The 11,947-nt window shown below is 71.5% G+C and carries 11 protein-coding genes and 2 pseudogenes; 8 read left to right on the top strand and 5 right to left on the bottom strand.

Annotated features, from left to right (window positions below; all coding sequences use genetic code 11):
* Positions 1-58: 58 nt before the first annotated feature.
* From FHG89_RS25675 to FHG89_RS25655, 5 genes and pseudogenes are all read right to left on the bottom strand, one after another.
* Positions 59-1,504 (bottom strand): AAA family ATPase, encoded by a 1,446-nt coding sequence (locus FHG89_RS25675; RefSeq protein ID WP_139586980.1) that lies wholly within the window; start codon positions 1,502-1,504, stop codon positions 59-61.
* Positions 1,505-1,616: 112 nt separating this feature from the next.
* The gene (locus FHG89_RS25670; RefSeq protein ID WP_139586979.1) at positions 1,617-1,862 is read right to left on the bottom strand and encodes a hypothetical protein; all 246 of its coding nucleotides are present in this window, start codon (positions 1,860-1,862) and stop codon (positions 1,617-1,619) included.
* A 77-nt stretch (positions 1,863-1,939) separates the two neighbouring features.
* Positions 1,940-3,337 (bottom strand): recombinase family protein, encoded by a 1,398-nt coding sequence (locus tag FHG89_RS25665; protein WP_139586978.1) that lies wholly within the window; start codon positions 3,335-3,337, stop codon positions 1,940-1,942.
* 28 nt (positions 3,338-3,365) lie between these two features.
* Positions 3,366-3,617 (bottom strand): annotated as a pseudogene (locus tag FHG89_RS25660) (magnesium chelatase domain-containing protein); the annotation flags it as partial.
* A gap of 30 nt (positions 3,618-3,647) precedes the next feature.
* The gene (locus FHG89_RS25655; RefSeq protein WP_139586977.1) at positions 3,648-4,007 is read right to left on the bottom strand and encodes a YraN family protein; all 360 of its coding nucleotides are present in this window, start codon (positions 4,005-4,007) and stop codon (positions 3,648-3,650) included.
* 144 nt (positions 4,008-4,151) lie between these two features.
* On the opposite strand from FHG89_RS25655, the pseudogene FHG89_RS25650 reads away from it, so the two are divergent.
* The 8 genes and pseudogenes from FHG89_RS25650 to FHG89_RS25615 form a co-directional block, all read left to right on the top strand.
* Positions 4,152-5,127: pseudogene (locus tag FHG89_RS25650) on the top strand (hypothetical protein).
* Between the two features lie 383 nt (positions 5,128-5,510).
* Positions 5,511-6,407 carry a 30S ribosomal protein S2 gene (gene rpsB, locus FHG89_RS25645; protein WP_139586975.1) on the top strand — a complete coding sequence of 299 codons (897 nt, stop codon included), beginning with the start codon at positions 5,511-5,513 and terminating at the stop codon, positions 6,405-6,407.
* 134 nt (positions 6,408-6,541) lie between these two features.
* Entirely contained in the window at positions 6,542-7,369 is an 828-nt protein-coding gene (gene tsf / locus FHG89_RS25640; protein ID WP_139586974.1) for a translation elongation factor Ts, read from the top strand.
* A gap of 161 nt (positions 7,370-7,530) precedes the next feature.
* Complete coding sequence (pyrH, locus tag FHG89_RS25635; RefSeq protein WP_139586973.1) at positions 7,531-8,298, top strand: UMP kinase; 768 nt, start codon at positions 7,531-7,533, stop codon at positions 8,296-8,298.
* Between the two features lie 49 nt (positions 8,299-8,347).
* Positions 8,348-8,905 (top strand): ribosome recycling factor, encoded by a 558-nt coding sequence (gene frr, locus FHG89_RS25630; protein WP_139586972.1) that lies wholly within the window; start codon positions 8,348-8,350, stop codon positions 8,903-8,905.
* A 275-nt stretch (positions 8,906-9,180) separates the two neighbouring features.
* A complete protein-coding gene (locus FHG89_RS25625; protein WP_139586971.1) occupies positions 9,181-10,551 on the top strand; it encodes a phosphatidate cytidylyltransferase in 1,371 nt (456 codons plus the stop codon).
* A 104-nt stretch (positions 10,552-10,655) separates the two neighbouring features.
* Entirely contained in the window at positions 10,656-11,813 is a 1,158-nt protein-coding gene (gene rlmN, locus FHG89_RS25620) for a dual-specificity RNA methyltransferase RlmN (protein ID WP_139586970.1), read from the top strand.
* A gap of 31 nt (positions 11,814-11,844) precedes the next feature.
* Positions 11,845-11,947: DivIVA domain-containing protein (locus FHG89_RS25615; protein WP_139586969.1), on the top strand; the 103-nt coding region annotated here is incomplete at its 3' end.

The following is an 11,947-nucleotide window of genomic DNA, read 5'->3' as shown; positions in this document are numbered from 1 at the left end:
GTGGGACGGGTGGGACACCCCACGAGATCCGGGTTGAAGTGAGATGAGCCAGAGCGGATCACGACGCACCCGCCGGCGGGCCGGTGAGCCGGTACCGGGGGTACTTGGCCTTGGTGTCCATCTCGGCCAGGCCGGCCTTGCGCAGCTCTGTGTTGTGCCGGTGGAAGGTGCTCTTCGGCGCGATGACGTCGACCAGGTCGGTCTTGCCGACCCAGATGTCCGCGTGCGTCTCCCACCAAGCGCGCGCGGTTCGCATGGCCGCGCTGGTCACCTCGTGGCCGCCCACGCCCGCAGGCTGACCGGTGTCGAGCATCAGGACGATGGAACGGGCCTTGCCCTCACCGGCCGGCACCGCGCGGAGCAGGATGTCGTCCCACTCGGCGTCATCCTTGTTCTTCGTGCACTCCAGCTTGATCCGGTGCTCGTCCTTGCTCACCTTGATGATCGTCGACAGGGCGCCGTCGAGCACCGTCGCGCCCCGGCCGGTCTCACCGTTGCGGCCGATGTGGTGCACGATCACCACGCAGGCGGCCGACGCGGCGCGCAGCTTCTCCGCCTGGTCGACGAAGTGCCCCATCTCGGTGTTGGAGTTTTCCTCCACCCCGACCGTCACCCGGGCCTGGGTGTCGATGACGATCATGGCCACCTGGAGCTCGCGGCACAGCTCGACCAGCGCGTCCCACTCGGCCCGGTTCGTCGACTGCACGGGCAGCGGCAGGAAGTAGACGTTGGTCATCTTCCGGCCCATGGCCTTCTCCCACGCCCGGACGCGCTTCTTCGTGCCTCGGGCGCCCTCGGCGACCAGGAACAGCACCGGCCCCGGCTGGACCGGGTACGTCTGCCACGGCTCGCCGCTGCCCACCGCGGCCGCCATGTCGAGCACCACGAACGACTTGCCGTGCCCCGGCTTCCCGACGACCCACACAAGCGAGTCGCGGAACAGGATGTCCTCGCCGATCAGCGGCTCCGGGTCGGGGATGGAGTCGAGGCCGGCGGAGTCGAGCAGTGCGGCGCGTAGCCGTTCGAGGTGGCTCGGCGGTTGCGCCGCGCCGCCGGCCTCGAGCGCGTCCATCGCGGCGCGGGCCTGGTCGAGCAGCGCCCGCCGGGCGATCGGGTCCGCGGTGTCGCCGGCACGCCGGGTGAGTTCGGCGGCCAGCTGCGTGCCGCGCTGGTGCGCCGCCTCGGCCACGATGCCGGCGTAGTGCGGCCCCTGCGCTGCCACCGGTACGGCTTCGAGGCAGTCGGCCAGGTACACGGCGCCGCCGACCTTGTGCAGCTCGTCGGCGGTCAGCAGCGCGTTCGCCACGGCGGCCGGGTCAGTGGGCTCGCCACGCTCGCGCAGCCGGGCGATGGCACGCCAGACGGCCCGGTGCGCTGGTGTGCCCAGCTGGTCGACGGCGACCAGGGTCAGCAGTTCGTCGGCGTGCTCGACGGTGGTCATCGCGGCGCCGATGACGATCTGTTCGGCCTGCCGGGTGGCGTCGTGGACGGCGGTGGCGGTCACGCCGCCCCCAGCGGGCCGGCGCTGTCGGCGTGCGCTGCTACCCTGAGCGGGACAGCTTCGCTGGCCGTCGTGAGGGCCGTCCCGTTCCCGTCGGGGCGGCCTTCTTTGTGGCTCATGCGGCCTCACCGACCTGGACACCGCCGGCTGGCCTCAGCAGCCCGGCGAGCCGGGCGCGCTGCTCTTCGGTCAGCGGCGGGGCAGCGTCGACCAGACGCGAGATGTGCCGGGCCAGCGCGGCCTCACGCATCTCCTGCGACGCGGCTTGGGTGGTGGGGTGGTCCGCGCCGTGATGGCGCTTGTGCGAGGCGTACGCAGCTCGCTTGGACCGGAAGGAAGCATCGACCGAGCCTCTGGGCATGGGGACCAGAGCACCTATCTCGACGTCCTAACCAGCCTAGCAGAGGAAGATCCACTACACCGGCTGCGCCCTCCGGCTCAGGCCTTCCAAGCGATTTCGACCGTGGACGGATCGAAGTACGAACTGCCCGGCGTCCACCCCCGCGGCCGGCCCTTCCGGGTCCGGTGGATCGTCACCGTCATCAGCGTGTCGACCACAGCGCGCCGACGGTGCAGGTCGAGCGCTTCCCACGCCTGCGCCGGGTTCGCGGCCCCGACCAGCCCGGCGAGCGCGTCACCGCGGCCGGCGTCCGCCAGGCTGTCCTCGACCTCTGCCAGCCGCGCCCGTAGCCGCTCGGAGCCTTCCCGCAGCTGCCGGACGTCGATCGCGCCGTCGGCGTACGCCGACGCCAGGCCGTCGAGGCGCTCCCGCAACGCTGCGGCGTCCAGCTGGAGGCTGGCCGTGTCGGGTTGCTGGTCACCAGGCAGCAAGGTCGCCAGGTCCGGGCGGGACAGCCGCTCGACGACGATCGCCGACACGTACCCGTCGACCTCGGCGGCGTTGCGGCCGACGCAGCGGGCTGCCTTGCAGGTGTAGGACGGCACCGACCTGGCTGTCGTCGACATCAAAGTGGCCCGGACCGGCGTGCCGCACACCCCGCACAGCGCCAGGCCGGAGAGCAGCCACCGTCGGGCCGACGACCACTGCGTGCGCCGTCCCGGATGGGTGAGTACCGACACCACCGCGCGCCACCGGTCCTCATCGACTAGCGGCGGCCACGCGGCCGGCCCGACGATATCGCCGCGGTGCTCCCGAAGGCCGGCGTTGCGGGCGCGCAGCAGCACCTTGCGTAGCTCGGTGGCGTTCCATCCCCGGCCGGTGGAGGTGAGCAGTCCGCGGGCGTTGAGGTCGGCGGCCTGCGCGCGCAGGCTTGCGCCGGACAGGATCGCATCGGTCACCTCGGCGACGACGCGGGCCTCATCGGCCCGTGGGGTGACGCCATCCGCCTCGTACCCGTACGGCCGGCGGCCGCCGCCCCACTTGCCGTCTGCGGCGGCCTGCATCTTCGCGCGTTGCTGCCGCTCGACCTGGTGCTCGACCTCGTACCGCGCGACGGCGCCGAGCTGGCGGGCGACCATGCGACCGCTGGGGGTGCTGAGGTCGAGCGGGCCAGCCTTGACGGTGTACGTCGGGACGCCGCGCGGCTCGCACGCCGAGATGTACTCCTCAAGCTCGGTGGGCGATCGGTGTAGCCGGTCGGTGTGCCAGGCCATAACGGCGTCGATGCGGGCAGTGGCGATGTCGTCGAGCATGCGCCGGTAGGCCGGGCGTGGCTTGCCGCTGTAGGCGGATAGGTCGTTGTCGCTGTACACCTGCGCTACGGTCAGCCCGTGCCTGGCGGCCAGCTCTCGGCAGTCCTGCTCCTGCCGGGCCACGCCCAGCCCGCCTCCCTCGCGGTCGCGACTGATCCGAACGTAGATGGCGGCTCGCGTCATGGCGCTGAGTATGGCATAGCTTGACCTTCGCTAGGTCGAAGGCCGAGCCGAACTTCGGCAGCGTGGCGGGCAGCAGGTTGAGGGTGATCCGGCGGTTCGGCCAGCGCTGGCCGGAGTTGACCACCGCGGCGCGGACCCGGTCCCGGGCTTCGTGCAGGGCGGTGTCCGGTAGCCCGGAGATCACCACGGCCGGTAGCCCGGCGGCCAGGTCGGCCTCGACCTCGACGAGGTGGCCGGTGACCCCTACCAGCCCCACGCACAGCACCTTCGCGTAGCTCATGGCGCGTCACCGACCCTGCCGGTGCGCATCTCAGAACGCGCCCTTGAGGTGGTCGACCTGAGCCGGACCGGTGTCGGGCAGCCGTACCGAGAGCACGTCGAACCGCACCTCGTCCGCGCTCGTACCGGTCTCGGCGAGCCACCGCGCGGCGAGCCCGCGCAACCGACGTGCCTTGGCCGGTACGACCGCCTCGGCCGGTGTGCCGAAGTCGTCGCCCCGGCGGGTCTTCACCTCACAGAAGGCGAGCACCGGCCCGTCCCAGGCGATGATGTCGATCTCCCCGGCCGGGCAGCGCCAGTTTCGGGCGATCGGGCGCAGCCCCGCCTCGGTGAGATGCCGGGTGGCGCACCGCTCGCCGTACGCCCCGACGGCCTGGTTCCGCTTCGTCATGTGCGGCACGCTGCCCCGCCGGGCCGGGGCGCCGCGACCCGTGGGCCCCGCACCTGTGGACAGGGGGCGACCTGTGGACGACCGGACGATCATGTCCGCGCCGTGCTATGCGTCGGTTCGAGAAGTGGTGGCGACCGGGCTGAAATGGCGCGGCCGTGGCTGGTCGCATACGGTGCCGGGCGTGGACGGACGACGGAGCTTTCCCGAAGATCAGGAGTCGCGCTGGTATCCCGACGAGCGGGGTCGCGGCTACGGCGAGGCGGAGTGGCGTGCCGCGGGTGAACCGCGGTACCGGGACGGCGAGGTCCCCGAGCAGCGTGGCGCGGACGGTAGCCGGTACGGCGAGGACACCGGCGCCGGACGCCGCCGGGAGCCCGACTCGGGTCGCTTCGGGGTGGTGGAGGCTGGTCGTTTCGGTACGCCCGAGTCGGACTCGGGACGGTTCGGGGCGGTCGACCCGCTTGGTGACGCGCGGCCGGAGGGGGAGGGTTACCGGGCGACGCGCTCGCGCAGGGCGGATCGGGATCCCTCGGAGACCTCGGGTGAGCTGCCCGGTCGTCGGGCCGCCCGGGAGGAGGTCCCGACCCCGCTGACCACCGCCGCGCCGGAGGGGGGCGCGGACACCCCACCCGCGGCCGCTGTGCTCGCCGACCAGACCCGGCCGGCCCCGCTCGGCGGGTACCCGATCATCGAACCGACCCGGGGCGGCGGCGAGACGCCGCACCCGCTGGAGATGCCGACCGGCCCGATGCCCGGTATCGGCCCCCGCGTCGACCCGCCCGGGGGCGAGTCGCCGGCGTACCCCCCGGTCGCCGACGGCGTGTACCGGACCCGGCGGCCGGTGCTGGCGGTGCTCTTCGGCCTGCTGGTGTTGATCTTTGAGGTGCCGGCGCTGCGGGTGCTGCTGGCCGGCGCGACAGGCGATCCGGTGTCCGCCGGGAACGTGGTGGCGGGCATCGCCCTGGTCGCCGGCCTGCCGATCGTCGCGACCGGGCTGTACGGGCTGCGGACCGGCGGTCTCGCGCTCTCCGACACCGGCCGTGGCTGGCTGCGGCCGCCGACGGCCTACCTGACCGTCGGCCTGGTGCTCTTCGTGGCCGCCGCGCTCGCCGCCGGCTGACCCGGGGCCGGCCTCGGTCTGAATGATCCACAGCCGCGCCCGGCCCGGCTGATGATTAACCCAACAACCAGGAGATAGTGGCCTCCGGCGACACGGAGGTCACTATCTCCGTGCAGTGGCGCGATCAAGCCGTTGCCGAGCGGCGATCAGGCGCGAGCCCGGCAAGACCCCGGGGCGGCGGGGCGGGGGAGGGGCGTACACTGGTCGACTGGCGACCGCCTTGCGCGGTCGACCTCGCGTGCCCTCTTCACGAAATCGTCGTGGAGCGACGGCCTCCCTGGTCCCGATCCTGATCGGGCCCACCATGGGCCGGCGACCAGGCACCAGGACGCCCGGCCACCGGCCGGGCGTGACAACCAGGGATCTTGAGGAGTAACCCAACCATGGCCGTCGTGACCATGCGTCAGCTGTTGGAGAGCGGTGTCCACTTCGGGCACCAGACCCGCCGCTGGAACCCGAAGATGAAGCGCTTCATCATGACCGAGCGCAACGGCATCTACATCATCGACCTGCGCCAGACTCTCGACTACATCGAGAAGGCGTACGAGTTCGTGCGTGGGACCGTCGCCGAGGGTGGCAGCATCCTGTTCGTCGGCACCAAGAAGCAGGCCCAGGAGGCCATCGCCGAGCAGGCGACCCGGGTCGGCCAGCCGTACGTCAACCACCGCTGGCTCGGTGGCATGCTCACCAACTTCCAGACCGTGTACAAGCGGCTCCAGCGGATGAAGGAGCTGGAGGGCCTGGGTGACCTCAGCGGCACCGCCGCCGGTTACACCAAGAAGGAGACGCTCCAGCTCTCCCGCGAGAAGATCAAGCTGACCCGCACCCTCGGTGGTCTGCGGGACATGCAGAAGCTCCCCGCCGCGGTCTGGATCGTCGACACCAAGAAGGAGCACATCGCCGTCGACGAGGCCCGCAAGCTGGGTATCCCGGTGATCGCGGTGCTGGACACCAACTGTGACCCGGACGAGGTCGACTTCCCGATCCCGGGTAACGACGACGCGATCCGCTCGGCCGAGCTGCTGACCAAGGTCGTCGCCGCCGCCGTCGCGGACGGTCTGATCGCGCGTTCCGGCCGTCGCCGGGGTGGGGACGAGAAGCCCGAGGGTGTCGCGAGCGACGAGCCGCTGGCCGAGTGGGAGCGCGAGCTGCTGGAGCCGAAGAAGGCCGACGAGTCGGCCGCCCCGGCCGAGCAGCCGGCCGCTGCCGCCGAGCAGCCCGCCGCCGAGCAGCCGGCGCAGGCCGCCACCGAGCAGCCGGCGACCGCCACCGCGGAGTGACCGCGCCGTCGCTGCCCCGCCGTCCGTTTTCACAGACGGCGGGCAGCGGCGGTACGCCGGGCACGATCCGCCCGGATCCGGGTAACCGGCACCTCTGACCAGCCACACGCCGTCTCAACACCGAAGAGAGAGCCATGTCCCAAATCACCGCCGCGGACGTCAAGAAGCTCCGCGACCTCACCGGCGCCGGCATGATGGACAGCAAGAAGGCGCTGACCGAGGCCGAGGGCGACTTCGACAAGGCCGTCGAGATCCTGCGCGTCAAGGGCGCCAAGGACGTCGGCAAGCGGGCCGGTCGTACGGCCGCCAACGGCCTGGTCGCCCACTCCGGCAAGGCGCTGCTCGAGCTGAACTGCGAGACGGACTTCGTCGCCAAGACCGAGTCGTTCATCGCGCTGGCCCAGCAGCTCGTCGAGCACGGTGAGCGTTCCGGCGTGAACACCGCCGAGGAGCTGCTCGCCAGCGAGCTCGACGGCAAGGTCGTCGCCGACCTGATCCAGGAGCAGTCCGCCAAGATCGGCGAGAAGCTGGTCCTCAACCGGTTCGCCAAGGTCGAGGGCACCACCGCGGTCTACCTGCACCGCAAGGCCCAGGACCTGCCGCCGGCCGTTGGCGTGCTGGTGTCGTACACCGGCAAGTCCGACGAGGCGGGCGACGCCGACGCCCGTGGCGTGGCGATGCAGATCGCCGCGATGCGGCCGAAGTACCTCACCCGGGACGAGGTTCCGGCCGAGGTCGTCGAGTCCGAGCGGCGCATCGCCGAGCAGACCGCCCGCGAGGAGAACAAGCCCGAGGCGGCCCTGCCGAAGATCGTCGAGGGTCGGGTGAACGCCTTCTTCAAGGACTACGTCCTCGTCGAGCAGGCGTCGGTGGCCGACAACAAGAAGTCGGTGAAGCAGGTGCTGGCCGAGGCCGGCATCGAGGTCACCCGCTTCGTGCGGTTCGAGGTCGGCCAGGCCTGAGCCGCCACCGGGCGCCGCGCGCGCCCGTGGGCGCAAGACGTCGACGAGGAGGCCGCTGGTGTACGTGACAGGCACCGCGGCCTCCTCGTCACATAGGGTCGGCAGCGGCAGGTTCGCGGTACGCGCCGCACGGGGCGTGCGCGTGGGGAAGGGCGGGGCGGATGACGCAGGTTGTGAGTGACCGGACGCGGGCGGTGGACGATCCGACGGCGCCGCCGCCGGGGCGTGCCCGTCGGGTGGTGCTGAAGCTCTCCGGTGAGGTGTTCGGTGGCGGCGCGATCGGCGTCGACCCGGACGTCGTCCAGGCCATCGCCCGGCAGATCGCCACAGTGGTCCGTCGCGGCGTCCAGGTTTCCGTGGTCGTCGGTGGCGGCAACTTCTTCCGCGGCGCCGAGTTGCAGAAGCGGGGGATGGACCGGGCCCGCGCCGACTACATGGGCATGCTCGGCACCGTGATGAACTGCCTCGCGTTGCAGGACTTCCTGGAGAAGGAAGGCATCGAGACCCGGGTGCAGAGCGCCATCACGATGGCCCAGGTCGCCGAACCGTACATCCCGTTGCGGGCGATCCGGCACCTGGAGAAGGGCCGCGTGGTCATCTTCGGCGCCGGCGCGGGCATGCCGTACTTCTCCACCGACACGGTGGCCGCCCAGCGGGCGCTGGAGATCCGGGCCGACGTGGTGCTGATGAGCAAGAACGGCGTGGACGGCGTCTACACCGCCGACCCGCGGATCGACCCGACCGCCAGCAAGCTCGACTCGATCACCTTCTCCGAGGTGCTGCGCCGCAACCTGCGGGTGGCCGACGCGGCGGCGTTCAGCCTGTGTATGGAGAACGGCCTGCCGATGCTGGTCTTCGGCGCGCAGGGTGACGACACCATCATCCGCGCGGTGGGTGGCGACAAGATCGGCACCCTGATCACCGCCTGACGACTTTCAGCAGAGCCCACGACGAGCACAGAAGGAGGCGAGGAGACCGGTGATCGACGACACCCTCCTCGAGGCCGAGGAGAAGATGGAGCGTGCGGTTGAGCACGCCAAGGAGGAGTTCGGCGCCATCCGCACCGGCCGCGCCAACCCCGCCATGTTTTCCAAGATCATCATCGACTACTACGGCACGCCCACGCCGCTGACCCAGATGGCGTCCGTCGCGATCCCCGAGCCGCGGATGGCCATCATCAAGCCGTACGACAACTCGCAGATCAACGCGATGGAGAAGGCGATCCGCGACTCGGACCTCGGGGTGAACCCGAACAACGAGGGCAACCAGCTGCGCATCCTGCTCCCGCAGATGACCGAGGAGCGTCGCCGCGACATGATCAAGGTGGCTCGGCACAAGGGCGAGGAGGCCAAGGTGGCGATCCGCAACGTCCGCCGCCGTGCCAAGGAGGAGCTGGACCGGATCGTCAAGGACGGCGAGGCCGGCGAGGACGACGGTCGTCGTGCCGAGAAGGAGCTGGACGACCTGACCCAGCGTTACGTCGCCAGCATCGACGACCTCGTCAAGCACAAGGAGACCGAGCTTCTCGAGGTGTGACCCCGGCATCCGTACGCTGCGACGAGGCCCGACCCGACTCCCGGGGCGGGCCTCGCCCGCGTCCGGCCCACGCCGCGGGTGCGCGCCGGGGGCCGCCTCGTCCGCCTCGCCCGGACGGCGGGTGCAGTAGGCTCGGCACGATTCCCGACCACCAGGCGGTGAACACCGGGAATCGACCGACCGTCGGGGCGGTCAATCGGAGGAACATCGCGCGTGTAGGGGATGGTTGTGGTCTTGCGTCATGTGGTCGTTCTCGCGCCACGTCGCGGTGCGTGATGTCCCACCCCGACCCCTACGTGGGAGAGCCGCGCGGCTGGGACCGGCCGGAGCGTCCGGTGGCGCTGCCCTGGCCGGAGGCCGAGATCGAGGCGGGCCAGTGGAGTCGCCGCCCGCCCGGCCCTGAGCTGTACGCCGAGCCACGCACCCGCCCGTACGCCGAGCCGGCGGACCCGTACGACGAGCGCGGCCGGACGGTCCGCCCGGACGACCGCTTCGACGAGCGCGACCGGAACCAACCCGACCGGTACGACGATCGCCGTGCCGGTCGGTACGTTGACCGGCCGTCCGCCGGCCGCGACGGCGCCCCGACCCGTCACGACGGCCCGCAGCGGTACGACGAGCCCGGCCGGTACGACGACCCGGAACCCTTCGGTGGGCCGGGCCGCTTCGACGACGACACCGACTATCCGACCGCTCAGATCGCCCCCATCGGGGCGGAACTCGCGCCGGACCTGGATCCGGTGACAGATCCCGAACCGCCGGCCGGCCGCAGGCCGAAGGGTCGACGTCGGGCCAGCGTCGACCGGCCGGCCACCCAGCAGCTGGGCACCGGGCGGGCGGGCCGCAACCTGCCCGCGGCGATCGGTGTGGGGCTGGGCCTCGGCGCGCTGATCGTGGTGCCGCTGGTCTTCTACCCGTTGGCGTTCCTTCCGGTGATCGCCGGTGCGATGGCCATCGGCATCTGGGAGATGGCCCGCGCGGTCCGCCGCAGCGGCGCGCACCCGCCGCTGGTGCCGTTGATCGCCGGTGGTGTGCTGACGGTGGGTCTGGCCTGGTTCGCCGGCCCGGACGCGCTCAGTCTGGGGTTGCTGGTCACCGTGCTGGGCACCATGATCTGGCGGTTGGGTGACGGCCCGGCCGGCTTCCAGCGGGATCTGACCGCGGCCACCCTGATCGCGGTGTACGTGCCGTTCCTGGGGGGTTTCGCGGCGCTGCTGGCGGCGGCCCCCGACGACGGCCCGCTGCGCGTTCTGGCCACGCTGGTCGCGGTGGTCCTCTCCGACACCGGCGGGTACGCGGCCGGCGTCTCGTTCGGCCGCCACCCGATGGCCCCGTCGATCAGTCCGAAGAAGTCCTGGGAGGGCTTCGCCGGTTCGGTAAGCGCGGCGGCGCTGGGCAGCGCCCTGCTGCTGTGGCTGATGTTGGACGTGGCCCCCTGGTGGGGTGCGCTGTTCGGCGTGGCCGTCTCCTGCGCGGCGGTCCTCGGCGACCTCGCCGAATCGATGATCAAGCGGGACCTCGGGGTCAAGGACATGAGCAACCTGCTGCCCGGTCACGGTGGCCTGATGGACCGCCTGGACTCGATCCTGTTCGCGGTGCCGACCGCCTACCTGTTGCTGGCGATCTTCGTGCCGGTGGTGGGGTGAGGCATGGATCACCGCGCCCCGGTCTTCCCGATCCGGCGGTCGGGACCGGTTCGGGACCTCCGGACGGGTGTGTGCCGCCCCAGGCGTGACACACTGGACCAGCCATGACGAGCCTGCCTCTGATCCCCGCCATCTCGGACGCCCCCGCCGCGCGCCGGGCCTCCATGCCCCCTCAGCACCTCGCTGACCTGGACCTGGCGGGCCGCCAGGCGTTGGTCGCCGAGTTGGGTGAGCCGGCGTTCCGCGCCAAGCAGGTCTCCAACCACTACTTCGGGCGGCTGGTCCGCGACCCGCGGGCGATGACCGACCTGCCCGCAGCGACCCGGGAGCGGCTGGCCGATCAGCTGCTGCCGAAGCTGCTCACCCCGGTACGGGAGCTGGCCTGCGACGACGGCGCCACCCGCAAGGCGCTGTGGAAGTTGCACGACGGCGCGCTTGTGGAGAGCGTGCTGATGGGTTACCCGGACCGGGTGACCGTCTGCATCTCCAGCCAGGCGGGCTGCGGCATGGCCTGCCCGTTCTGCGCGACCGGCCAGGCCGGGCTGACCCGCAACCTGTCGACCGCCGAGATCGTCGACCAGGCGGTCTACCTGGCCGGGGTGGCGGCGTCCGGCGCGGTCGCCGGCTCACCGCCGCGACTGTCGCACGTCGTCTTCATGGGCATGGGCGAGCCGCTGGCCAACTACAACCGGGTGATCGCGGCGATCCGTCGGCTGGTCAGCCCCGCTCCGGAGGGCCTCGGCCTGTCCCAGCGGCACATCACCGTTTCCACGGTGGGGCTGGTTCCGGCCATCCGCCGACTGGCCAGCGAAGACCTCTCTGTGACCCTTGCGTTGTCGTTGCACGCCCCCGATGATGATCTGCGCGACGAACTCGTGCCGGTAAACCAGCGCTGGAAGGTAGCCGAGGTGCTGGACGCAGCGTGGGACTACGCCGCCCGGACGGGCCGTCGTGTGTCGATCGAGTACGCGATGATCAAGGACGTGAACGACCAGCCGTGGCGAGCCGATCTGCTCGGGCGGCTGCTGGCCGGCAAGTTGGCGCACGTGAACCTCATCCCGCTCAATCCGACGCCGGGCAGTCGCTGGGACGCGAGCCCGAAGCCGGTGGAGCGGGAGTTCGTCCGGCGGTTGCGCGACGCCGGGGTGTCCACCACCGTACGGGACACCCGGGGTCGTGAGATCGACGGCGCGTGTGGCCAACTCGCCGCCGCCGAGGACACCGACACCAACACCGACCGCGCCGGAGAGGCACCGGCGTGACCGGGCGTGGCGAACGAGACCAGGAGACATAGTGGCGAGTCAGGGTCAGCGTTTCCGGCGCAAGGCGCTCCGCCGGGGATACAAGGTCGACGAGGTGGATGCCTTCCTCGACCGGGTCGAGGCGACGCTCGACG

It is taken from the genome of Micromonospora orduensis (assembly GCF_006228125.1).
GTDB classification, from domain to species: domain Bacteria; phylum Actinomycetota; class Actinomycetes; order Mycobacteriales; family Micromonosporaceae; genus Micromonospora; species Micromonospora orduensis.
Note: the sequence above shows the minus strand (reverse complement) of the source record. Positions and strands in the feature narration are given on the sequence as shown.